Annotated in this window: 18 protein-coding genes; 8 read left to right on the top strand and 10 right to left on the bottom strand. The window is 35.2% G+C overall.

Annotation, left to right across the window (positions count from 1 at the left end; genetic code table 11):
* Positions 1-222: 222 nt before the first annotated feature.
* The 4 genes from HND39_01125 to HND39_01110 all read left to right on the top strand — a co-directional run bounded on the left by HND39_01125 (position 223) and on the right by HND39_01110 (position 4,846).
* A complete protein-coding gene (locus HND39_01125) occupies positions 223-1,164 on the top strand; it encodes a 3-hydroxybutyryl-CoA dehydrogenase (protein ID QKJ94974.1) in 942 nt (313 codons plus the stop codon).
* 21 nt (positions 1,165-1,185) lie between these two features.
* Positions 1,186-2,388 (top strand): acetate kinase, encoded by a 1,203-nt coding sequence (locus HND39_01120; GenBank protein QKJ94973.1) that lies wholly within the window; start codon positions 1,186-1,188, stop codon positions 2,386-2,388.
* Between the two features lie 65 nt (positions 2,389-2,453).
* Complete coding sequence (locus tag HND39_01115) at positions 2,454-3,245, top strand: SDR family oxidoreductase (GenBank protein ID QKJ94972.1); 792 nt, start codon at positions 2,454-2,456, stop codon at positions 3,243-3,245.
* A gap of 20 nt (positions 3,246-3,265) precedes the next feature.
* Positions 3,266-4,846: an FAD-binding protein gene (locus HND39_01110; protein QKJ94971.1), complete on the top strand. Its 1,581-nt coding sequence runs from the start codon at positions 3,266-3,268 to the stop codon at positions 4,844-4,846.
* A 55-nt stretch (positions 4,847-4,901) separates the two neighbouring features.
* On the opposite strand, the gene HND39_01105 is transcribed toward HND39_01110, so the two are convergent.
* From HND39_01105 to HND39_01060, 10 genes are all read right to left on the bottom strand, one after another.
* Entirely contained in the window at positions 4,902-5,471 is a 570-nt protein-coding gene (locus HND39_01105; GenBank protein QKJ94970.1) for a YceI family protein, read from the bottom strand.
* Positions 5,472-5,712: 241 nt separating this feature from the next.
* A complete protein-coding gene (locus tag HND39_01100; GenBank protein QKJ94969.1) occupies positions 5,713-6,291 on the bottom strand; it encodes a Crp/Fnr family transcriptional regulator in 579 nt (192 codons plus the stop codon).
* Positions 6,284-7,468, bottom strand: a complete 1,185-nt coding sequence (locus HND39_01095) for a class I SAM-dependent RNA methyltransferase (protein QKJ94968.1) — start codon at positions 7,466-7,468, stop codon at positions 6,284-6,286. Before HND39_01095 ends, HND39_01100 begins: the two co-directional genes overlap by 8 nt.
* Before the next feature lie 16 nt (positions 7,469-7,484).
* The gene (gene blaOXA / locus HND39_01090) at positions 7,485-8,291 is read right to left on the bottom strand and encodes a class D beta-lactamase (GenBank protein ID QKJ94967.1); all 807 of its coding nucleotides are present in this window, start codon (positions 8,289-8,291) and stop codon (positions 7,485-7,487) included.
* A 90-nt stretch (positions 8,292-8,381) separates the two neighbouring features.
* The gene (locus HND39_01085) at positions 8,382-9,821 is read right to left on the bottom strand and encodes a T9SS type A sorting domain-containing protein (GenBank protein QKJ94966.1); all 1,440 of its coding nucleotides are present in this window, start codon (positions 9,819-9,821) and stop codon (positions 8,382-8,384) included.
* Entirely contained in the window at positions 9,818-13,507 is a 3,690-nt protein-coding gene (locus HND39_01080) for an alpha-amylase (GenBank protein ID QKJ94965.1), read from the bottom strand. Before HND39_01080 ends, HND39_01085 begins: the two co-directional genes overlap by 4 nt.
* 184 nt (positions 13,508-13,691) lie before the next feature.
* Positions 13,692-14,870 carry a hypothetical protein gene (locus HND39_01075; protein QKJ94964.1) on the bottom strand — a complete coding sequence of 393 codons (1,179 nt, stop codon included), beginning with the start codon at positions 14,868-14,870 and terminating at the stop codon, positions 13,692-13,694.
* A gap of 61 nt (positions 14,871-14,931) precedes the next feature.
* Positions 14,932-15,759 carry a GMP synthase gene (locus HND39_01070; GenBank protein QKJ94963.1) on the bottom strand — a complete coding sequence of 276 codons (828 nt, stop codon included), beginning with the start codon at positions 15,757-15,759 and terminating at the stop codon, positions 14,932-14,934.
* Between the two features lie 165 nt (positions 15,760-15,924).
* Entirely contained in the window at positions 15,925-17,031 is a 1,107-nt protein-coding gene (locus tag HND39_01065) for a carboxylate-amine ligase (protein QKJ94962.1), read from the bottom strand.
* Positions 17,032-17,045: 14 nt separating this feature from the next.
* On the bottom strand, positions 17,046-18,020 hold the full coding sequence (locus tag HND39_01060; GenBank protein QKJ94961.1) for a hypothetical protein: 975 nt from the start codon (positions 18,018-18,020) through the stop codon (positions 17,046-17,048).
* 491 nt (positions 18,021-18,511) lie between these two features.
* Between HND39_01060 and HND39_01055 the strand changes: the two genes are divergently transcribed.
* From HND39_01055 to HND39_01040, 4 genes are all read left to right on the top strand, one after another.
* Complete coding sequence (locus tag HND39_01055; GenBank protein ID QKJ94960.1) at positions 18,512-20,065, top strand: T9SS type A sorting domain-containing protein; 1,554 nt, start codon at positions 18,512-18,514, stop codon at positions 20,063-20,065.
* A 167-nt stretch (positions 20,066-20,232) separates the two neighbouring features.
* Positions 20,233-22,824, top strand: a complete 2,592-nt coding sequence (gene mutS / locus HND39_01050; GenBank protein ID QKJ97835.1) for a DNA mismatch repair protein MutS — start codon at positions 20,233-20,235, stop codon at positions 22,822-22,824.
* Positions 22,825-22,852: 28 nt separating this feature from the next.
* Entirely contained in the window at positions 22,853-23,464 is a 612-nt protein-coding gene (locus tag HND39_01045) for a DUF1684 domain-containing protein (GenBank protein QKJ94959.1), read from the top strand.
* A gap of 147 nt (positions 23,465-23,611) precedes the next feature.
* The gene (locus tag HND39_01040; protein QKJ94958.1) at positions 23,612-24,922 is read left to right on the top strand and encodes a hypothetical protein; all 1,311 of its coding nucleotides are present in this window, start codon (positions 23,612-23,614) and stop codon (positions 24,920-24,922) included.
* Positions 24,923-24,941 lie beyond the last annotated feature (19 nt).

Genomic DNA, 24,941 nt, shown 5'->3' with positions numbered 1-24,941 from the left:
CGATTTAATTGCATCCCTTTTTTTGTGACGAAAATCATTTCTGTAATTAATTTCATCTTTATCACCGCTGAATTTAATTTCGCTGTTATTAAAACATCTTTATTATCTTTAACTTTGATGTGTATTAATGAAATATTTTTTCAAGATTGCTAAACCGCTAAGCGATGACAATCCCACAAGCAAAACGCGCATTTTAATCCTCAGAAAGAAAGGGGCAAACCAATGCCAGTAAAAGAATTAAAATTAGAAGATCTATTAAAGTCCTCACCTAAAACAGTTGATCAGGATTCAATTAAAGATATAGCAATTATCGGTGCAGGAGTTATGGGACAGGGAATCGCACAAACTATTTCTTCTGCTGGTCTTGATGTTCTTTTAATTGAAAAGAATGAGAAACAATTAAAACAATCAAAGCTGATACTTTCAAATATTATGGATCGCGAAATTAATCGCTGGGCAATGACCAAATCTGAAAAGAAAGCAATCCTCAGCAGGATAATCTGGGATACTTCATTCGATAAAATTTCCGATCGTGATCTTATCATTGAAGCTGTTGATGAAGATTTCAACCTTAAAGTGGAAATCTTTACTCAATTGGACAAGAGGGCAAAGAATGATTGTATTTTTGTTTCTAATACATCAACTCTGAGTTTAACAAAGATATCAGAAAAAACAAGCAGACCAGATAAAATGATCGGGTTGCACTTTTTGAATCCTGTGCCAAAAATTCCTGTTGTTGAAGTTGTAAAATGTTTGCATACATCAATTGACACAACAACCCGGGTAAAATCATTTATATCAAATATTGGTAAAACTCCTGTAGAAGTTTATGAATATCCCGGTTTTGTTACTACACGTGCAATTGTTCCTTTGCTGAATGAAGCAATGTATATTCTGCTGGAAGGTGTTGCAACAGCCAAAGACATTGATACAGCAATGAAACTTGGATATAATTTTCAGATGGGTCCGCTTGAAATGGCTGATAGCATGGGTTTGGATGAAGTTCTTGCGTGGATGGAAACATTGTGGAAAACTCTTGGTGAAGCACGTTATCGTGCTTGCCCCATTCTGCGTAAATTGGTTCGTGAAAGGAAACTCGGAAAGAAGACCGGTGAAGGATTTTATAAATATGACGAAAACGGAAACATCATCAATAATAATTAAAATATATTCAGAAATAATAAAATGAGAGTATTAGTACTAAACTGCGGAAGTTCATCAATAAAATATCAATTCATTGACACAAATTCTGAAACTGCTCTTGCAAAAGGATTGGTTGAAAGAATCGGTATGACGGGGGCTGTCTTATCACACAAAAGACACGACGGTGAAAGTATGAAAATTGCCGGAGAGATCCTCGATCATCAAATAGCAATAGAATACGTTATTGCAATTTTATTAAGTCCCAATCATGGTGTTATTAAAGATGTGAAAGAGATTGATGCAGTTGGTCATCGTGTCGTTCATGGTGGTGAGTCATTTACCGGTTCTGTATTGATCAATAATGAAGTCATTCAAGTTCTTCAGGATAACATCGAACTTGCCCCATTGCATAATCCACCAAATATAAAAGGTATTCAGGCTACATCCAGATTACTTCCAAACACACCACAGGTTGGAGTTTTTGATACGGCATTTCATTCTAAAATGCCGCCGAGATCATTTCTGTACGGGATACCTTATGAATTATATAAAAAATATAAAATCCGTCGTTACGGTTTCCACGGAACTTCACATCTATATGTTGCTAAAAAAGCTGCCGAGATGATGGGAAAAGATATAAGTAAGCTGAAAATTGTAACTGCTCATCTCGGTAATGGTTGCAGTATCGCTGCTGTTGACGGTGGTATTTCAGTTGATACTTCAATGGGATTTACACCTCTTGAAGGTTTACTTATGGGGACAAGAAGCGGTGACCTTGATCCATCACTAATTCTTTACATAATGGGAAAAGAAGGTTTGTCTTTAAATGAAGCCGGAACTCTATTAAATAAACATTCAGGACTTATTGGTATAAGCGGTGAGAGCAGTGATATGCGCGAAATTCTTGCCTCTGTGAAGGATCAACAGAAGCGATCAATCTATGCTTTTGAAATATTCTGTTACAGGATTAAAAAATATGCTGGAGCCTACGCTGCTGCTATGGGTGGACTCGATGCACTGGTATTCACCGGAGGTATTGGTGAAAATTCTCCTGAAGTTAGAGGAGAAGTATGCAAGAATTTGGAGTTTATTGGTATAAAGCTCGATCAGCTAAAAAATGAAAACGGAGAAAACATTATCTCCGAAAGTTCTTCGAAAGTTCAAGTTTTTCGAATTCCAACGAATGAAGAATTGGTAATAGCAATCGATACTTCAAAAATTGTAGGTAATTCAGTAAAAAATTAAAATTAATTCCTTTATTTTAATTCCTGCCAATCGTTTTAAATTTAAACAAATTAAAAAAGGATAATGTGGAAACAGGTCTAAAGGATAAGACTGTTCTTATCACAGCATCTAGCAAAGGAATTGGAAAAGCAACTGCAGAATTATTTGCAGAAGAGGGTTGTAAGGTGGCTATATCTTCACGCTCTAAAGAAAATCTGCTTGTTACAGCCAAAGAATTGAGAGAAAAATACAACACCGATATTTTCTGGTCTGTTTGTGATCTGAACAAGCAGAAAGATATAGAGAATACATTTGCAGCGGTCAGTTCTAATTTTGGTAATATAGACATACTTGTAAATAACTGTGGCGGTCCTGTTCCTGGTTTATTTCAGGAACTTGAAGAAGAAGATTGGAATTTTGCTTATGAACAGGTGCTTCTAAGTGCAATTAGATTTTCAAAACTTGTTTTACCAGGTATGATGGCAAATTATTGGGGACGAATAATTAATTTAACATCAATTTCTGTAAAGCAGCCCGTTGATAATTTAATACTTTCGAATTCTCTTCGGGCAGGAGTTACCGGCTTTGCAAAATCTCTGAGTAACGAAATTGCAAAATTTAATATCACTGTTAACAATGTTGCAACCGGAATGACTTTGACAAGCAGGTTGTATGAACTCGCAGTAGTTGCAGGAAAAGAAAAAGGAAAATCTCATGAAGAAATCCTGGCTGAGATGGCAAAGCAAATTCCTCTTAATCGTCTTGCAAAACCTGAAGAGATTGCTTCAGTAGTTTTATTTCTTGCTTCAATACCGGCAAGCTATGTTACAGGTATAACCATTCAGGTTGATGGCGGATACACAAAAAGTATTTTTTAACTAAAAAAAAAGAAATAAGAATGAAATATCAGATTGAAATAATTATACCACCGGAAAAAATTCATGAAGAAGGTTTTTTCCGCTACATTGCTTCCAGAAAATTATCGGTAAGACCTGAGTCTATAACAGCAATTATACCGATCAGAAGGTCTATCGATGCGCGTAAAAGTCCGGTATTCCACATTTTTGCAGATGTTTACGTTGGAGAAAAACCTTCCATAGAGAAGCCGCATTACGTTTATAAACCAGTGGATGATAAGAAGAAAGCAATTGTAGTTGGATTGGGTCCTGCAGGAATATATGCTGCATTGAGATTGATTGAACTTGGGATTAAACCAATAATACTTGAACGTGGGAAAGACATTCAAACGCGGAGACGTGATTTAAAATCTCTGCAAAGTAAACAAATAGTTGATAATGATTCTAATTATTGTTTCGGTGAAGGCGGAGCAGGAACGTACACCGACGGAAAACTTTATACACGAGCTGTCAAGCGGGGTAATGTTTCCAAAATTTTGGAAATTCTTGTTCAGCATGGCGGGCACCCTGATATTCTTGTTGATACCCATCCTCATCTTGGCTCAAATAAATTACCAAAAATTATTGCTAATGTAAGACATACAATCTTAAATGCAGGTGGTGAGATACATTATTCTTCCAGAGTAACAGACTTTATCATAAAGAGTAAAAAGATAAAAGGAGTTGTTGTCAATTCCGATCAGGAATTTTTTGGCGATGCAGTTATTCTTGCTGCCGGTCATTCAGCAAGAGATATTTTTAAAATACTGGATAAACAAAAATTAAAAATTGAAGCTAAACCTTTTGCCATGGGTGTAAGAATCGAACATCCGCAGCCATTGATAAATGAGATTCAATACCATGTAAAAGTGAAACCGGAAAATCTTCCTTCTGCAAACTATAGTCTTGCTACTAATATTGATGGTGCGGGTGTTTACTCATTTTGTATGTGCCCCGGAGGGATTATAATACCAGCTATGACCGCACCGGGTGAAATTGTTGTAAATGGAATGTCAATGGAAAGACGAGATTCACCATTTGCCAATTCAGGTTTGGTTGTTGAAATAAAGGAACATGATTGGAAGCGATCTGAAGATGACAACTCTCCATTCAGTGCGTTAATTCTTCAGCAAAATTTAGAACAGCACGCTTACAGGCTTGCAGGAAATTCATTAGCTGCACCTGCACAAAAAGCAATTGATTTTCTTCAAGGAAAATTCACACAAATACTGCCAAAATCATCATACATACCAGGGCTTACTTCAGTAAGACTTGATGAAGAACTTCCATCATTCATAGTTCAAAGATTAAAATTAGCTTTAAAAGATTTTAACTACAGGATGAGAGGTTATCTTAGTGATGAAGCAGTAATGGTAGGTGTTGAAAGCAGGACAAGTTCTCCGGTCAGAGTTCCCAGAGACCGGGAAACTTTTATGCACGTTGAATTAAATGGATTATTTCCATGCGGTGAAGGTGCTGGGTATGCTGGCGGGATTGTTTCTTCTGCTATTGATGGCGAGAATTGTGCAAATGCTGTTGGCAGATTTCTAAACCAGAATATCAATGCTGCACATGCTAAATAAAAAGCCCGATAGATTTTTCCATCGGGCTTATCAGATGTCTGACAGGAGGCTGAAGTCAGACAGACTGTAATTCTTTTTCGTTTACAGTTTTTTCTTCTTTGTTAACTTTGTTGAATTCTGCAAGTATTTCTATTTTTATTTCATTACTTACAACAACACCACCAGCTTCAGTAAGCGCATTCCATTGTAGTCCATAATCGAATCGGTTTACTTTTCCACGAACTTCGAATCCTGCAACTTCAGTCCCACCGAATCCTGTGACAACACCGTTAAATATCACATCGAGAGTTATCTCTTTAGTTATTCCTCTGATCGTAAGATTTCCTTTAACCTGATATTCATAATCAGATAATCTTTTTATCGAAGTAGAAACGAAAGTCATCTTCGGATGGTTCTCAGAATCAAAAAAATCTGCTGATTTCAAGTGAGTGTTTCTCTGATCATTATTCGTATCGATGCTTTTTACATCTGCTTCAAATTTAACCTTTGCATCTGTGAAGTCTTCCTTCTTTGATTCTATTGTAGCATCAAAAGTTTTAAAATTACCTCTTACAGTTGAAACCACAAGATGCTTTGCTTTAAAATTTATCTCGGAGTGTGCCGGGTCTATTTTCCATATTGACATTGTATTTTCCTTTCTATTTTATTGACTTTATTTGTTAAACATCTGCACCAAAGTTATTACAATATAAATGGCAATGCATTCACTTATGTTAAAAAATGAAGTTAACATATGATAACTTTTTTTTGTTATGCTGAATTGATTTCTCCGAAGGAGTCCTTTGGACAGCATCTTAATATTCAGAACAGATTCCAGATTAAACCTGCTTGACAGCAAGGCAGGTTCGGAAAGACAATTCTGAAAATTATTTCTGTGAAAGCTCTTTTCGAATTCTGCTTAAAGATTGAGGTGTAATTCCAAGATAAGAAGCAATCTGGTTTTGTGGGACTATTTCAAAAAGTTTTGGATAGGTTTGGATAAACTTCAGATAGCGTTCTTCTGCAGATGTGCTGAGTGAATCAACAATACGCTGATTGTTTGCAACATGGTTTGATTCTATCAGTATCCGGAAAAATCTTTCCATCTTTGGGCATTTATCAAGTAATTCATCTCTGGCTTCTTTTTCAAGAAGCAGAAGCTCTGAATCCTGCAAGACATCAATATTAAATTCAGCAGGTTTTCCCGAAAGGAAGCTGTTAAGATCCGAAACCCACCAGTCTTTAATTGCAAACTGAACAATGTGTTCTAAACCTTTGTTGTCAATGGAGTAGATTCTCAAACATCCCGAATTTACAAAACCGATATATCTGCAGACTTCACCTTCATTCAATAAAAATTGTTTCTTCCTGAGTTTCTTCGGAATAAAATAAGTTTTTATTATTTCAAATTCTTCATCCGAAAGTTGTACTCTTTTTTCAATATGTTTACGAAGCAGCTCAAACATTTTTATCGAAAGTTTGTTGATATTTTTTCTTCTTACTTCCTTTATAACTATCTATCTGCAAAAGTAGCCCTTCTAATTTACCATTGTCCAGCGGAATTCTTTTAGTTGTTTTAAGTCCGATAAATTTACGAAGCTCAGGATTTCCGGTATAAATGAAAGCTGAAGTTCCGGCACATTTTGTTTTAAGAAAATCACCAAATACTTTATAGAGATTTTGTACTTCCTCAGATTCACCAAGCCGCATTCCATAAGGAGGATTTGTTATTAGTGTTCCGCTCTCAAATTCTTTTATTTGATCAAATGATGTTGAAGAAAGTTCTACTGCATCAGAATAGGGGAGACGAGATAAATTTTTCCTGGCAATTTTTATAGCATCCGGCGATTTATCACTTCCACGTATAATGTTTTTTAATAATGGACGAACATTACTGTCGGAATCTGCTTTCACTTTATTCCATTCATTACGGTTGAATTCGGGTAAATTATAAAATCCAAATTTCTTTCGAAGCGCTTGTGCAGGAATTCGGCAATAATGCATCAATGCCTCACAGAGAATCGTTCCTGAACCGCACATTGGATCGTACAGAGTATTTTGACCATCCCATTTACTGATTCTTATTATTGCTGCTGCAAGAGTTTCCTGCATCGGAGCCTCACCAGCAAGAAGCCTGTATCCTCTTTTGTGAAGTGATTCACCAGAAGTATCTAAACTTATTGTGGCTGTATCTTTTTCAATGTGTAAGTTGAAGCGTACATCAGGATTAACAACTTCAACATCAGGACGTTTTCCGTTTTTTGATCTGAAATAATCTGCGATACCGTCTTTCAAACATTGAGATGCGTAGAGCGAGTTATTGATTCTGCTATTGGAAACAGAAGCGCTGATAGAAAATGTTTTTTTTAGAGAACAAAAATCTTCCCAGTGAATTTTTTTTGATTTCTGATATAAATAATCTGTACTTCTGCAAGGAAAAGTAATTAATGGTGCAAGAATTCTCGATGCTAATCTTGATGTGTAATTAATTTTGTAGAGAGTTTGAAGATCGGCTTTGAAATAAACTCCTTTATATGCGACTTCTGTTTCTTTTGCACCAAGCTCAATTAATTCTTCTTGGCAGATGTTCTCCATCTTACCAGTAACCTGTGCAAAGAATCCATTTGTCTTATACTCGTACATAATAATAGTAATTTATTTAGTTACTAATCAAATTTAATTCTTCGAGTATTCGGTAAACTATTTCAATTCTCGCTTTAGCAAAATCAGGATTATCGTCATCGGATGACTGGATACAATTAGCAAAATAATAGACATTGCCTTTTGTCTCGACATAACCAACATACCAGCCAATATTTAATTTATCCTGATCACCCCAGCCTGTTTTTGCGCGAACAATATAATCATGAGTTTCTTTTGTTATCATTATTTTTTTAACTATATCAATGGATCGCTGAGAGAAGGGAAGCTTATTATCGTGAAGTTTTCTTAAAAAATAGATCTGCTGTTCGGGAGAAACCCGAAGTCCACCTGTCAACCAGAACTGATCAATTCCACCTGATGTATCAGTATTTCCGTACTCAGTTTTATCTAACCAGTATTTCATTCGCTCACCGCCAACTCTTCTGGCGAGTTCCTGGTAGTACCAGACAGTTGAATTTTTGAATGCAGTTTTTAAATCCTGATCCTGATTCCACGCAGGTATTCGTCGCATCAAACTATCCCAGGGTAATACATAATTTTCGTCTTCTATAACTCCTGTTTCCAAACCAATTAATGAATTACAAATCTTAAAAGTTGAGGCTGGAGTAAATGGAGTTGTAAATTGGGACTCATTATAAAAAATATATTCATCATTATTCTGATCATAAAGAACAAAAGAACCAGCGACATTGTATTGTTCATAAAATTTTTTTAAGTCATCTTTTGTTTCTGAGGTTTGTGCAAAAGAGCAGCAACATTGTATCAAAACAGCAAAGATTAAAAAGTGATTTGAGATTTTCATTTTCCCGGTAAAATTTTATTGTTAAAGATACAAATAAAAAAGGCGATCTAAAGATCGCCAAAAAACAAAAATAGATTTTAAAAGTTTTTTCTATTTCATAAATAACATCTTGATTACTTTAGAATATGTTTTGTTTGATGAAAGCGATTTTGCTGTCATCTTAACGAAATAAACTCCGGAAGAAAATTTTTCTGCATTCCAGGTTTTTTGATATGAACCTTTCTGTTGAATACCGGCTGTGATTGAATCAATTTCCTTCCCGATTGAATCATAAATACGGATTGTTACTTCACTCTCTTCAGGAAGATTATACTTTATTATTGTGGTTGGGTTGAATGGATTTGGATAATTCTGTTCAAGTGAATATTCAGTAGGATTAATTTGATTTTCAACCGAAGTAACTGTTGGCACAAAACGATAAATTTTTCCATTAAAAGATGTCCAGTAAAGTTCTTTATTTTCATCAACACCGAAAGAACCAAGTCCACCGGAAGTAGTCAACAATAATTGATTTGTTGCTGGATTAATTCCATCATAAGTCAATGCCCAGATTTTATTTGAGCAATAATCTCCATAAATATATTTTCCTTCAAGTTCCGGGACAGTAGAACCTCTGTAAACATAACCGCCGGTAATTGAACATTCAGGACTATGATCATATTCCCATATAGGGAAAATATATTCAGGATAATTACAACCTGACATAATATTTGTATGATTACCTTCATAACAGCGCCAGCCGTAATTTTTTCCATTTTCGATTATATCAATTTCTTCCCAGGCATATTGACCAACATCGCCAGCCCAAAGCCAGCCGGTTTCAGGATCAAAGCTGCAGCGCCACGGATTTCGCATACCCCATGCATAAATTTCTTTTTTAATATTTACATTAGTGGAGTCATAAAATGGATTTGTCTGCGGAACAGCATAAGGAGTTCCGCCATCTACATCAATTCGTAAAATTTTTCCCAGCATAGTATTTATTCTCTGACCATTATTATCAGGATCATTACCAGAGCCGCCATCACCTGCTGCGATATACAGATAGCCATCATTTGGTCCAAATCCAATCCATCCGCCATTATGATTCTGGTAAGGCTGATTGAATGTTAAAATTTCAAACTCACTGTTCTTATCGGCTGAATCAGGGTTGCTTGTAACCTGAAAACGTGAAATTACTGTTCTCAAATTCGGATCATCCGTTGTATAATTCACATAAAAGTAACCATTGTTTTTATAATCAGGATGAAATGCTAATCCTAATAAACCCATCTCACCACCTGATGTAACTCTGTCGGTAATATTCAAAAATACTTTTGCTGAAGAACTGGTGGATGAATTTGGAAATACTTTGATTCTTCCTGATTGTTCAACGATAAAAATTCTGTTGGTACTATCACCTGCATCAGTTAAAAATATTGGGCTGTTGAATGACAGATTAGGAAATGCATTCTGCTGAGTAAACTGAGCATTGATATTCAAAGCTGATATGCAAATTAAAATACACACCCACAAAAAATTCTTTTTCATTTCTTGTTCCTTTTTTTAGTTGGTTTCTTTACTTTTTCATTTTCGTCCGGCGCTTTATCTAATTCAGATTTGAATTTGATAAAATCATAACCGTTTGCATCAGCTTTAGCTATAAGCTCATTATATTTTTCAAAATTATCTTTTACATTTTTGATTATTTCTTTTTCGATCTCTGATTTTTTAAACTTGCTGCTGTTATCTTTATTATCGTTTAAATTCGATTGTAAAGCTAACAGATGAAATAAAAGTATCCACTTTGCAAGTTCCTCAAAATTTTCCTTATTAAAATATGTTTTACCTTCAAACTCATTTACACGAAGAAAATTATGAACAATATTCTCGCCAAGCAATACTTTAATCAAAGGCAGAAAATTGTTTTTGTTCAGGTCAGATTTAACTGTCACTTTTGTCTTTTTGTCGTCTGGTGATACAATTCGTTTTTGCTTTTCGAACAGGAAAGATGATATTAAAACTTTAATAAGTTCTGTTGTCAGATGAAAACTAGAACCGTTAACCTGCTTTTGAAAAAGATTTTTAATTGGTTTTGAAAATAAAAGTTCGTCAAAGAGTTTTTTTATTTTTTGATGATCGGACTTTTTAACGAAGAGTTGTTTCAGCAGCAATACATTAACGAAAGTTAAATACTCTTTCCTTTTTTCAATTTTACTGTTCACCGGAAGAATTTCATCACAACTTTTCATCCATTTAGCTGCATTTTTTCGATTGTTCTGAGCAATCCATAGTTGAAAGAAATTCCTGCTGTTTGAAAGATCTTTCTGAAAATTCTTTTTCACTTTATCCGGTTTAGTTTTACTATCGAAGTAATTACTGAATTCAGTTACAAGATTATCAAGCTCTTTATCCATTTTACCCGGCAATGCAACAGCTTCATCTTTCTTTTTCTTATCAGGTTTGTGAAGAAGATAAATTCTTATTTTTTCCATGTTATCGTAAGAAAAGAAATTTTCATACTTCAAATGAAGCGGAAGCAATTCCATTTCCTTCAAAGCTTCATCAACCGAAGTTACTCCCTTTCCGTTCAGAAGAGTATATAGCTTTTCAAATTTTCTTTCAGCATCATAGATCTCTTGAAATTGCAGACAAACTCTGTACTGATATCCGAACAAATGAATTTTAAATCCCTGTTCAGCAATTTCTTTCCCTGATAACAGAAACTGAAGTTGAGTTCTGTGATCTGTATATATGTAATAGTATTCTTTTGAAGATTTGAAGTTGAGCAATTCTGCTATATGATGTGGTCTTTTCATTCCTCCATTACCTGATATCATTTTTGGATGTGAAAAGATAATACTTCCTTCAGTTTCAAAATATGAATTGTTGTAAAGAACCAGAGCTGAATCGTTTCCTGACTTGTTGCTAAATGCATAAACACTATTATTAACATCACCATGCTTATCAAGAAAATCATACAACTCAAAATTTTCTACCTGGTTGAAAAGATACCGCATCTTCATTAATGGAAATAATTCTTTAGTATGTCTCCAGACAAGATGTTCATCTGCGTTTTCTTTATAATATGATTGCTTATACTCCATCCCATATTTTTCTGAGAATCCTTCAATCTGTCCGTGACCAAACATCGGTAAACCGGGCATAGTAAGCATCATTACAGCAACTCCAAAATATTTATCACCTTTACCGAATTGATTTATAGCCGTTTCCTCATCGGGATTACTCATAAAATTTACATATCGTTTCAGAATTTCCGGATTAAATTCAAGCGTGTTAATAATCAATTGCCGGTACTTTTCATTTTCTTCTTTCATCATCATATGCATAAAAGCACTGTTGTAAACTCGATGCATCCCGAGGGTTCGGACAAAATAACTTTCCATCAGCCAGAATGCTTCAGCAAGCAGAAGAACATTAGGCATAGTTGAATTTATTCTATCAACAACTTCTCTCCAGAATTCATTTGGCATAATCCGATTGAACTCTTCAATCGTCATCGAATAATCTGTTCTTGATGGAATTGCGCCACCGGAACCGGGTGCAGGAAACCAAAGTCGTTGATAATGTTTTTTTGCAAGAGTCATCGCTGCATCGAATCGGATGATCGGAGTTTTTCTTGCTACGTGCATAATCGTTTGAATCAGTGATTCGCGAACTTCAGGATTCAAAAGATTTAATTGTGCGGTGTCATTCCATGGCATATTTGTTCCATCATTGCCATGATAAATATATTTTACCGAACCTGTATATCTGTCTCTTCTTTGAAAAACCACAGCCGCATCCTTTCGGCTGTAATACTGATCTTCAATTCTGATTTCAACTCTGTCATCTTCAGAAAGATTCTGTCCATTGAAGGTATAATTTGGATAGGGTGGTTCATTTCTCTGAAGAAAATAATCTGGTTTATCTATTACCCATTTTGAAAATATTCCCATGTGGTTTGGAACCATGTCACTTGCCATTCTGATTCCACGCACCCATGATCTGTCTTTTAAATTCTGAAATGCCCGCTCGCCGCCAAGTTCTTCTGCAATAACATAATCATATAGTGAGTACGCGGACGAAACTGCGGAGATGTTTCCTGTCAGATGTTTTATTTTTTGTGAAGCCGAACTACGCTCCCAGATTCCGATTAACCAAAGAGCATTAAAATTCCATCTTGCAAGCTGATCAAGTTCTTCATCGGGAATCTGATCGAGTTTTTTAATTTCTCTTTTATATTTAATTGAAAGCTGATGCAGCCACACGTAAACATTCTTTGCTATCATCACAACTTCCGGGATCCAGCCAACGTCTTCAGTGAATTTTTCATACTCGAGATAAAATCGTCTTTCATCTTCTGAAAGTTTTTTCTCTGCAGAAAGTTTATCCCTGATTATTCTTAATCTTTCAAGATCTTCATCATAAGTTGGTACGGGAGGAGTTCCTTTTTCGCCGCCTCCGTGAGGCACGAATAGTTTGTAATCTTCCCTGATAAGATCAACTCCGCGGAGAAGTCTGTTTAGAAGATCATCACCCAGATATGCACCCCATTCAGTTCTGACAAAATCAAGCTGCTTTTCAAGATCAAACGGATTTGATGAAATCGGTTTTCGCAAAAGTTTGAAGAGAGGAAGTCCACCCAGTCTTGTTGGAATTTCATTATCAAAAAACTTTTCTGTTTTTTCAATCAACTGTTTGTAATTTGTTTTAAGAGAAAGATTATCATCAGCATACAATTCACGAAGATTTGAAGCAGCAGGATTACTGTTTTCCATATAAAGAAGAATTATTTCCTCAAGAATAATTTCTTTATTTGGTTTACCCGAAGTGTTCCTTCTCAAATATTCTTCGGAAGTAATTATTTTATTATAGACTGACAGTGGAGGGAATTCTTCAACAAATGCCAGAATAGTTTTTTCAAATCCGGTTTCACTGATTTCGTTTTTTAGATGTATGATTGCTTTTCCGAAAACTCCGGGATTGTCACTTTCTTCATACTTTCTCATTAATAAATGGAATATTTCGTGAAGCAAACCGAGTGCATTTATCTGTCCCGCGGTCACGAATTGGTCATTTCCTTCTTCTCTTCTTTTTGAATTTATTTTTTCCGAAAGAATCCGTGACTGCTGATAATCTGCAAGAATTACTTTTCCGGTAACCGAGAATAGCGATTGCTCAAGCTCGTATTTTTCTCTTGCCGCTTTTGATATGTGAAAATCAAATTTTAACATTTTATTGAATTAAAAATCCTGTGAATAAATATTCCGTCTGGTGTAATAGAAAAAACAAACAGAATAGCCGGAGATTTGTGTGTAAATATAATAAATTGATTTGGAAGATGAAGGATAGAAACAAACCCAATTCCTTTACAGCAAAATAACACTCTGAGGAATTGAGTTTGTGTAATTCACACAACTACATTTTATGCAGCGCGGCACTGCCGCCAACCCAGGTTTTGTTTTTATTGAAATCAACTCCCATCATCTTTCCTTTACTTTGTCTTATTAAATTATTGACAAGTATTGGTACTTTATCATACAAATACATCATCCTTATTTCAACTTTGGCTTTTTCGTCGGGAGTTTCAATCAACGGAGCGTATTCAACTTTTTCCTGCAGAATATAATTTTCAGGATCTTTTATTTCATCGAGCATTTGTTTTGTTACATCAACTTTAACTCCGAGTCCGGCAAAAGAGAAGAGCGGTTTTAAAACATAATTTTCCAGATCAGCAGGATAAGTAGTGAGATTACGCAGGTAAAAACATTTCGGAACGTACTCACCTTTAAGTACCGGCAGTGAATACTTGCTTATTTTATAAAACCAGTTCGGGTGAGGAACCCAGGTAACGTTCAGTTCTTCTTGCAAATCAAAATTGAAATTCTTTTCGGTCCTGCTGAGTTCATCAAATATTACGCGGTTGTAGATTCTTTCAATCGGAATTTCTTTTTTATTTTTTTTGTAGAACAATTTATTCCCACGTTTGATCAAATCTGATATACAGACTTCACTAACACCAATTAACTTTTCTGTTGCAGCGAAATCAATTCTCGTTTTTTGTTTCTCAGGTTCTATTTCCAGTAAAATAACATTTGCAGGATCAGCATCAGCAACGATTACTTCGCGAAGCATTTCAATATATTTCTCTGGTGTAATTCCGTTGAAGTATGTTGTAAAGTTTTCAGGAATATCAAAATGATTTCTGATTTTTCTTTCGAGGAAATATTGATATCCATACAGAGTCGGAAATCCCTGAAGCTCAATCAGCTTCGGATAAAATCCATCTTTTTCATTTTTGCAGATTGCAAAATCAAAAACAAATAATTCAGGATGGTCAGTTTCTCCCGGAATATTCAGATGTGGAGGAACAGCGTCTCTCATCTTCACCTTGAATTCAGAACTCGTTACTTGCATGCAGAGTTCGTTGCAGGCTTTCAAAAGTTTTGCTATGAGTTCATCACTTAAGAAAAGGGGAGTTTCAGAAATACGAAAGTCAGACGGATACTTTAATGAAGTATTAATGTCTTTAAGGAAAGCATCATACTTTTTTTGAGTGAATTCCTGGTTGAATTTTTTGCGTAGTTCTGGTATCATATTTCTCTTTATGCTGTCATTGCGATCCGGTAGCTGCCGGATCGCAATGACATACTTGTATTTACTTCACCATGACTTTGCTTAACTCTTCAATCGCATTTTTCAGAAATGACGGAAGGACAGTCATTCTTGTTTTTTTAATCGTATCAGGCCGTTCAAGAATTTTTATCATCCCGAAATATCTTTCCTCACCGTACTTTTCAACAACCTGTTTCTTTCTTTCATCCTGTTTGAAATGATATAGCATACTTTCCGGGTCAGCTTCAGGATGAAATTGAGTGCCGACAATCTCAGATGAAATTCTCACAGCAGCAAGTGCAGGTTTTGCTTGTTCGTTATCATCAACAATTTCGTACGATAGAATTTTCGCTCCAAGTTCATCAATAACTGTTTTATTTGGATTAACAACCTGAAACTGACGAATATCGGCAGCATAAAATGGATTTGATAGTCCAGAAAATATCAGATCAGATTTTCCTTCATCAGTTAATGTGAATGGCATCACTCCAAATGATTTTGAATGACGCTGATTAACTGTACCGAATTTGAAAAATCTCCCCATCATCTGGAATGAATGACAGATGAAGAACAAATATTTCTTTCTTTCAGAATTAGATTGGTTGTGGTCCCAGATTTTTTGAATAATGTTGAAGTAATCTTTTTCCCACAGAGTACCTTCACCTTCAAACGGACTTCCGGGTCCGCCCGATGAAATGAAGATATCATTTTCAATTCCGGGAACTTCATCTTTGTATCTGGTATCAAAAACTTTATAAGATATTTCAATTTCATTATTCCTAGCTTTAGCTTCAGAAACAATTTCCTTAATACACCGCATTCCTTCATTGCGTTCATTATTATAGAGATCTATTGTTGCAATTTTAATCACAGCCTAACCCCCAACCCCTTCCCAAAGGGAAGGGGAGTTATTTTAATTAATTCTTTTATGCAAAAATTTGTGTTCATTTAGAAAGTTTAATTATGAAAAAAATAAAATTAATTCCTCTCCCTTTGGGAGAGGCTAGTCCAAAGGACTCCTTCGGAGGTGTGGGCATCACAACCCAATATGAGTTTCCTGAATTAAAAAATCAACTACAGATTTTGTATCACCCGATTGCTCATATACTTTTAACTGACGGTCAGCACCTGTTCCCATTTCCAGAATCTTTTTAACATAATGAACCTCTTCTTTTGAACCAAGTTCATCAACTACATCATCAATAAAATCAAGAAGTTCGCCGACAAGAAATTTAAAGTCAACTTCTTCCTGCTTACCAAAGTCAATTAATTTTCCATGAATACCATAACGTGCAGCACGCCATTTATTTTCCGCAATTAAAGCTCTTCTGTACAATCTGAAACCAAGATTCTGTTTTATTAATTTGTACAGTTTCGCAACCACAGCCTGCATAATTGCTGCAAGACAAATTGTTTCATCGATTCTCATTGGAATATCGCAGATACGAAATTCCAGTGTGTTGAAATATGGATGCAGACGAATATCCCACCAGATTTTTTTTGCATCGTCAATACATTTTGTTTTTACCAGAAGCTTTACATAATTGTCGTACTCAGCTATGCTTCCGAAGTAATCCGGTATTCCTGTTCTTGGAAAACGATCAAAAACTTTGCTTCGGTAAGATTTAAATCCGGTATTTCTTCCCAGCCAGAAAGGTGAGTTTGTTGATAAAGCAAATATATGTGGAAGAAAATATCTGGCAGCATTCATAACGTGAATAGCAATTTCTCTGTCATCAATACCAACGTGTACGTGAAGACCGAAAATTAAATTCGCCCGTGCAACCTGCTGATAATTGGTTATTATTTCCTGATATCGCGGATGTTCAGTTATCTTTTGATCTTTCCAGTGTGAAAAAGGATGAGTTCCGGCTGCAGCAATTCTTAAATTATTTTTTGCAGCAAGCTTTGCTAATTCCTGGCGGAGTTTTGTTACCTGATTTCTTGCATCGTGAATATCTTTACAAATATCAGTACCGATTTCAACAACAGATTGATGCATTTCAGCTTTTACTTTTTCGGCAAGAATTATTTTACCTTCTTCAATTATCTGTTGTATGTGTGATTTCAGTTCGCCGGTATTCGGATCAACGATCTGAAATTCTTCTTCAACACCGAGCGTAAACAATCCGGCTTCTGCCATAAAATTATTTCACCTTAACTTTCACTTAAAGGAGTATTAGTAGCAAATGATTTTATAAATGTTCCCCATGTTAAATTATTCTGACCAGCTTTGTGAGCTTTTGCTCTTCGTATTGCCATGTTTGCAGCAGCTTCAACTATCCAGTTGAAATTTTCTTCACCGACAGAATTTTTATCCGCATCAGGTGCAGGATTACAGAAATCGATTGCATAAGGAATTCCATCCCTCACTGCAAGCTCAATTGTATTAAAATCATATCCAAGTGCATTACTAATTGTTGTTATTGACTTATTCAACTTTTCTAATAATGTTTTATCAATCGGTTTCGGATTTATTACATATCTTAAATGATGAGGCTGTTTTGGATCATAACGCATAATGTGAAAATCTTTTCTATCGAGAGCATAACATCTGAAATATTCTGTGAATTTTATTTCTTCCTGAAGCATCATCACAAGCTGACCAGTTTCATTGTACGCTTTGAAAAAATCATCGGGCGATTCCAGACGATAAACATTTTTCCAGCCACCACCAGCAAACGGTTTGAAGTAAGCAGGAAATCCAACATAGCTGAACATTGCATCCCAGTTCAACGGATAATCAAGATTTCTGAATGAGTTTGCGTTTGTATCATCAGGATGCTGGTTTGATGGAAGCAATACAGTTTTTGGTACAGCAACATCCATCTTTGTCATCAATGCATTGTTGAAAAACTTTTCGTCTGCACTCCACCAGAAAGGATTGTTGATTACTGCAGTTCCATTCAATGCAGCATTTTTCAGGAAAGCTCTGTAGAAAGGAACGTCCTGTGAAATTCTGTCGATGATAACATCATATCCGCTTGGGTCGCCCTGAATTACTTTATCAATTTTAACAAACTCAGCGGTAATTCCTCCGCCTTTGGCGGACTCATTTTTTGAGTTTACTCTTTCAACAAATGCAGGTGGAAAAGTAGTTTCCTGCCCGAATAATATTCCTATTTTTTTCATTTAGCTCCTGAATTTTCAAAATTAAATTATTTTTTATTCTGATGATTTGGCTTAGTTATGAGATTAGTTTTTCTCTAATAATTTATGGGCAAATATATTAAAAAAGGAAGGATTTTCAAGGATTGCGAAAAGAAGTTGTTTAATAAAAAGCAATGGACATGACACTTCATTTTGTGGAATTATTGAATAAGACTATTGATACTATTTACTTTGGCAGTTGATCATATTACATTTGAGCAGTAGTTTTTTAAGGTTAAAATCCTTATGAACATTTTCTTGGCACTTTATTTAACTCTTTCTCTGTTGGCGATAGAATCCAGTCTCAACGATGAGGAAAGCAGAATGATTTCCTCTATTAAAAATTTTCTGCGCCAAAATAATATTTATCTTCTTTTCACACAGCTTTTCTTTCCCACAAATTTTTACCCAACCGGTTTTACACAATATGAAAATAAGCAAAACAAATTCTTGACCAACAATTATAAAAACCAATGAAACCAAAATTTTACATAAATAAAATCTTAATTAGTGGACTACTCCTTTACACTTTTTTTCACATAAGTTATGCACAAGATAGTCTATACCTAATAGGCACAATTACTGGTGAATCAACAGAGCAACGAATTGACGTTGCTGTAAGAATCGGCGATGTAAACGGAGACGGATACGATGATTTCGTAATATCAATGAGAACAGGGAATACCACGAGTGACCAAGCTGTTGTAAAACTTTACTTAGGTTCTGCAAATTATGATTTGAATACGGATGTAATTTTTCATTATCCAGGAAGTGACAGCTTGAATGACTTTGGTGGAAGATATGGTATTGGTGATATAAATGCTGATGGATATAATGAATTTGTACTAACAGGCGTTTTCGGAGATTGGGTTTTTCCCAAAGGAAAAGTTTTTTTGTACTACGGTGGTGAAATAATAGATACAATACCTGTAAATGAATTTTATCAGCCAAATGCAATTCAGGATTTTTTTGGGGAAACAAACTCTATGGGTGATATAAATAATGACGGTTATGATGATTTTGTTATCAGTTCGCCATACAACTGGACTGATGGAAAGGGATATGTTTATCTTTTCTGGGGAGGCGACACAATTTCCTGGAACAATAGCATAACGTTTACAAGTGATACATTGGAAGATTTTTTTGGGTCAAGTGTTGAGAGTATTGGGGATATAAATCAAGATGGTTTTAATGATATAGCAATTGGAGCTATAGGTGGTCCTTCTGGGTATGATACCAGTAAAATATATATCTACTATGGTGGATTCCAAATGGATAATGCACCAGACACAATGCTTATATCTAACGAATTAGGAGATTATTTTGGGGAAATAATAAAGAATGCCGGGGATTTAAATGGTGATGGGAGAATTGATTTTTGTATTTCAAAGGGTCAAGACATTCTTATTTATACTTTTGGATTAGAGAATCCGTTAAGGATAAATAGCGGTTATAGCCTAGATGCAGGTAGCGATATTAATAAAGATGGTTACGACGATATTTTAATTGGGGATGACTGGAAAATAAAAATATACCTTGGTTCAGAACCTTTTGATACAACTTATGATTTAATTATAGTTGATATAGATTCAATTGGTTTTGCTCCATATATATCTTTTGCAGGAGATATAAATAATGACAGGTATGATGAAATATTTGCTTACGCTCCAAACTATCCTGATACTGAAAATCCCGTAGGGAAAGTTTTTATTTACTCATATAATAAAATCAGTGAAGTGAAAGATGAAATAGATAATGCTCCTAATAATTTTTTCCTCTCTCATAATTATCCTAACCCTTTCAATCCGAGCACTACTTTGTCATTCGTCATTGGACACCAGTCTTTAGTATCACTGAAGATATACGATATTCTTGGAAGGGAAATTACTACTCTCGTTAATGAAGAAAAACCTTCGGGAATTTATGAGATTGAGTTCAATGCAACTAACCTTTCTAGTGGTATTTATTTTTATCAACTTCAAGCTGGCAACTTCATTTCAACAAAGAAACTTGTTTTGCTTAAATAAATTCATTACCATTAAATAATTTCCATAGTTCAATACCCATCTTATTAGAATTTAAATTGATATTCTTTTACGATTGAGCTATTTTTAGCCTGATGAGTAAACAGGATTCACAAACCAACAAGTTACCCAAAGAAAATCAAGCCGGACGAGACGGACAAACTCCATTAATGTCTCAGTATTTAAGAATTAAGGAAGCTAATCCGGATACAATTTTGCTTTTCAGAGTCGGTGATTTCTTCGAAACATTTGAAAACGATGCGAAAATTGCTTCAAAAGTTCTTGGTATCACCTTAACCAAAAGAGCGAACGGTGCGGCAGAAGATGTTCCGCTTGCAGGATTTCCTCATCACGCAATTGATTCCTATTTGCCAAAGCTTGTTCGTGCTGGTTACCGTGTAGCTGTCTGCGAGCAGATGGAAAATCCAAAATTTGCAAAAGGGATAGTAAAAAGGGAAGTGATTGAAGTCGTAACTCCCGGTGCAACTCTCTCGGATAAGCTTCTCGATCACAAAAAAAATAATTACCTGCTTTCTGTTTTTATCAAAGATGAGGTTGCAGGAATTTCATTTACGGATGTTTCTACAGGTGAGTTCTTCACATTTGAAGTTCCGGAATCAGATCTTCAGCAGCAGATTGAATCGATCGCACCGGCAGAAATTCTTATTCAGAAAAAAGAAAAAGATTATCTCACTCCGGTTATCAGCAATATCAATTCTTCAATCCGCATTACAAAAATGGATGACTGGATTTTCAATTATGATTATGCGAATGAACTTTTGCTCAATCATTTCGGAACTGTTACGTTAAAAGGATTTGGTATCGAGCATCTTCAAAACGGAATTGTTGCAAGCGGTGCTGCTTTAAATTATTTGCAGGAAACTCAAAAAGTAAATCTCACTCATCTCAACCGAATTTCGCTTTACAATCCTTCCGAATATATGATACTTGATTCTTCAACAAGAAGAAATCTGGAAATCAGTTACTCGATGCACGGAGATGGAAGAGAAGGTTCTCTTATTTCAATTCTTGACAAAACAACCACAGCAATGGGCGGAAGACTTTTGAAGAAATGGATTTCTGCACCATTGAGAGATCTGAAAAAGATTCAAAGCCGTCTCGATAGTGTTGAAGAATTATTGAAGAATAAATCACAGCGAAAGAAAATTGAAACTGAATTGAAGGAAGTCGGCGATATTGAAAGAATCATTTCAAGAATCTGTACAGGCAGAGCAAATCCGAGAGAAGTTGTTGCATTAAAAACTTCCCTAAAAAAAATACCGGCTATAAAAGAACATCTATCAAATTTTAAGACAGATGCTTTGTCAAAAACTTCACGAGAACTCAATCCACTTGAAAATTTAGTTGAAAGAATTCAGAATGCAGTTATTGATTCTCCACCTGCGACATTAGTTGATGGTGGAGTTATACGGAATGGTTTCAGTCCTGAACTTGATGAACTTAGAAACATTGCTTTCCACGGAAAAGATTGGATTGCAAAACTCCAGAAAACCGAAAGAGAACGAAGTGGAATTCCATCTTTAAAAGTAAGCTTCAACAATGTTTTCGGTTATTACATTGATATCAGCAATGCACACAAAGAAAAAGTTCCCGAAAATTATATTAGAAAGCAAACGCTTGTTAATTCTGAAAGATATATCACGCCAGAATTGAAAGAGTATGAAGATAAAATTCTGAATGCTGAGGAAAAGATTCACGAACTTGAATCAGAACTCTTCGATGAACTTAGAAAGTTTGTTGCTGCTGAAGCAGTTGCGATTCAGAATAATGCAAGAATGATTGCTTTAATTGATTGTTTGATCTCATTTGCAGAATGTGCAGAAGCATATAAATATTCAAAGCCGGAAGTTCACGATGGAGCAGAGCTTGAAATAATTGATGGACGACATCCTGTTGTTGAACAGATTCTTCCACCGGGAGAAAAGTTTAAACCGAATGATTGTGTTATTGATAATAAAAATGATCAGATAATTTTATTAACCGGACCGAATATGGCTGGCAAATCTGTTTATCTCCGACAGATTGGATTGATCGTTCTGATGTCACAGATTGGTTCATTCGTTTCTGCAAAAAGTGCAAAGGTTGGATTGGTTGATAGAATTTTTACCCGTGTTGGTGCAAGCGATAACATCACTTCCGGTGAAAGTACTTTTCTTGTGGAGATGCAGGAAGCTGCAAATATTTTGAATAATGCTTCGTCTAAAAGTTTGATATTGCTTGATGAGATTGGAAGAGGAACAAGTACGTTTGACGGAATTTCAATCGCATGGGCGATCACAGAATATCTTCACGATAATAAAGATGTTGCCGCAAAAACTCTTTTCGCAACACACTATCACGAACTGAATGAGATGGCTGATCTTTTTCCTAAAATAAAAAATTATAAAGTTGAAGTACGTGAATATGATGACAAAGTAATTTTTCTTCACAAAGTAAATCCCGGAAGAGCAGATCACAGTTATGGAATTCAAGTTGCACAGATGGCAGGACTTCCGGCTTTTGTAACTAATCGTGCAAAAGAAATACTTCAGAATCTCGAAAGCAAAGAATTAACTCCGTATGAACTGAAGAAAGAGAAACTAAGAAAACTGCAAATACCTGAAAATCAAATGAGCATATTTGAATATCAGGATGATAAGCTGCGTGGTGAGTTAAAAGACCTTGAAATCGAAAAACTTACTCCGCTTGAAGCACTGAACAAATTAAACGAGTTGAAAAAGAAAGTAAAGAAAGAGAGTTAAAGGATAGATGCACTTGAATTATATTAAAATGATTTCAATCTCATTTTTAATTCTGATACTTGTAACAACCGCTTGTAATGAAAACCGGTTGTACGATCCTGAAATAAAAAAATATGTTGATGAACTGATCAAAGAAAGAAAAGAAAAAGATTACAGTTTACAGTTTGATCCTGGCTCGCCTTTTAACAGAGATACAACAATATCCTTCCAGCCTTTGAAATATTATGAACCAAATCCTGAATTCATTTTCAAATGTAAGTTAATTCAATTTGATGTGCAGGACACTGTTCAAATTTTAGGAACGCGCGGTGAAACCAGACCTGCAATCTTACTTGGGTATCTTGAGTTAAAAAAGGATGGCAAAGTTCATAGAATTAATGTATATAAAAGTTTCAGTCGGACCGGTGAACCATATTACAGTATCTGGTTCACTGACAAAACAACCGGGAAAGAAACTTACGGTGTTGGCAGATATCTGGATTTTGAGTTGAATGAAAATCCTGACTTCATTTATACAATCGACTTCAACAAAGCTTACAATCCTTATTGTGCGTATTCAGCAATGTTCACCTGTCCGATCCCGCGAAAAGAAGATTACATCGATATGTCAATAGAAGCCGGTGAGAAAAATTTTCATTAAAATTTCTTTCCTGAAAATTATTCACCCTCAGTAGAATGGTACCTCATTTGGAATTTATCCTTATCAGAAAATAATCTATTTTCTTTACTCAAAATATAAATTATATACTCTGTAGGAATGAATAAGAATTATTTAATTATTTTAATAGTGATATCGATATCATTAATCACAACACTATCCGCTCAATCACAGGAACTGCCAGGTACAAAAGTGATAAAAACATTTTATCCCAACGGTGAAATTAAAACCGAAGGTCAATACTGGTATGATAAACTTGACGGATATTACCGTGAATATTACCCCAACGGAAAACTCTGGAAAGATTGGAAATTCAGCTACGGAAAAGAACACGGACTTTCAACCTGGTATTTTGAAGATGGTAAAGTGAGCATCGAATGGAATTTTGTAGATGGTGTAAAACAGGGAATATCAAAATGGTATTATGAAAGCGGCGAACTCTGGGCTGAACAAAATTATTCGGACGGAGTTTTGCAGGGAATAACTTACACTTATTACAAATCCGGCGAGTTGCAGGGTGAGTGGCGTTATGTTGATGGAATTCTTCAGGGAATCTCAAGAACGTATTTCAAAACAGGAGAGGTAGAAGTCGAACGTACTTTCGTCGATGGAAAACAGAATGGCAAAATCTTTATTTATCATGAAAATAAAATGGTAGCTGTTGAAGCAAACTTTGTAAATGGTAAAATTGAAGGAACTGTAAAACTATATGATATGGCAGGAAGCTTAAGAGTAAAAGATGAATATGTGAACGATGAACTGCTAAACAGAGAACGTTATGATTTTCAGGGAAAGTTTGAATCGAAAGAAGAAATGTTAAAAAACTATTCGGATGCAGGAACAATGCTGGATGAAACTTTTGTGAAGGATGGTGTTAAAGAGGAAGTTGCCAAAACATATTATGAATCTGGATATTTGAAAGAAGAAATCCCTTATACAAATGGTATTATTAACGGAGTTTATGTTACTTATTATGAAAGCGGGATCGTAAAATCCAAAGCTGACTACATTGATGGCGTGCAAAAAGGAATGATCAAAGAATTTTATCCTGATGGTCATCTTAAACTTGAAACTGTTATAAGAGATGGCAGGAAGAATGGTTTAGTCGTAACTTATTATGAAGATGGTTCGTTAAAATCGATGGGCACTTATGTTGACGATTTGCTTGATGGTGATTACAAGGAATATCATAAAAACGGTCTCGTAAAATCTGAAGCAACGTATATAAACGGAATAATTGACGGCAAGAAAAATTCATATTATGACAACGGAGCTTTTCAAAAAGTGGAATACTATTACCAGGGCAAACTCGATTCATACACACGCACTTATTATACAAACGGCTTCATTCAAAGAGAAGAATACTTTAAAGATGGAATACTTTTAAGAAGCAAGGAATTCAATGAACACGGTTATCTTGTTTCGTCTTCAGGATATTAAATAATATTAATTCAGAAAC

The sequence above is a fragment of the Ignavibacteriota bacterium genome (assembly GCA_013285405.1).
Lineage (GTDB): Bacteria > Bacteroidota > Ignavibacteria > Ignavibacteriales > Ignavibacteriaceae > IGN2.
The sequence above is the reverse complement of the archived record's forward strand: the minus strand, read 5'-3'. Positions and strand labels throughout refer to the sequence as shown.

What these genes read in the sequence shown, in the direction of transcription:
- HND39_01120 (QKJ94973.1), top strand. Translation starts at nt 1,186, where the DNA reads ATGAGAGTATTAGTACTAAACTGCGGAAGTTCATCAATAAAATATCAA.
- HND39_01045 (QKJ94959.1), top strand. Translation starts at nt 22,853, where the DNA reads ATGATTTCAATCTCATTTTTAATTCTGATACTTGTAACAACCGCTTGT.
- HND39_01125 (QKJ94974.1), top strand. Translation starts at nt 223, where the DNA reads ATGCCAGTAAAAGAATTAAAATTAGAAGATCTATTAAAGTCCTCACCT.
- HND39_01105 (QKJ94970.1), bottom strand. Translation starts at nt 5,471, where the DNA reads ATGTCAATATGGAAAATAGACCCGGCACACTCCGAGATAAATTTTAAA.
- HND39_01095 (QKJ94968.1), bottom strand. Translation starts at nt 7,468, where the DNA reads ATGTACGAGTATAAGACAAATGGATTCTTTGCACAGGTTACTGGTAAG.
- blaOXA (QKJ94967.1), bottom strand. Translation starts at nt 8,291, where the DNA reads ATGAAAATCTCAAATCACTTTTTAATCTTTGCTGTTTTGATACAATGT.
- HND39_01110 (QKJ94971.1), top strand. Translation starts at nt 3,266, where the DNA reads ATGAAATATCAGATTGAAATAATTATACCACCGGAAAAAATTCATGAA.
- HND39_01100 (QKJ94969.1), bottom strand. Translation starts at nt 6,291, where the DNA reads ATGTTTGAGCTGCTTCGTAAACATATTGAAAAAAGAGTACAACTTTCG.
- HND39_01065 (QKJ94962.1), bottom strand. Translation starts at nt 17,031, where the DNA reads ATGGCAGAAGCCGGATTGTTTACGCTCGGTGTTGAAGAAGAATTTCAG.
- HND39_01085 (QKJ94966.1), bottom strand. Translation starts at nt 9,821, where the DNA reads ATGAAAAAGAATTTTTTGTGGGTGTGTATTTTAATTTGCATATCAGCT.
- HND39_01080 (QKJ94965.1), bottom strand. Translation starts at nt 13,507, where the DNA reads ATGTTAAAATTTGATTTTCACATATCAAAAGCGGCAAGAGAAAAATAC.
- HND39_01055 (QKJ94960.1), top strand. Translation starts at nt 18,512, where the DNA reads ATGAAACCAAAATTTTACATAAATAAAATCTTAATTAGTGGACTACTC.
- mutS (QKJ97835.1), top strand. Translation starts at nt 20,233, where the DNA reads ATGTCTCAGTATTTAAGAATTAAGGAAGCTAATCCGGATACAATTTTG.
- HND39_01060 (QKJ94961.1), bottom strand. Translation starts at nt 18,020, where the DNA reads ATGAAAAAAATAGGAATATTATTCGGGCAGGAAACTACTTTTCCACCT.
- HND39_01075 (QKJ94964.1), bottom strand. Translation starts at nt 14,870, where the DNA reads ATGATACCAGAACTACGCAAAAAATTCAACCAGGAATTCACTCAAAAA.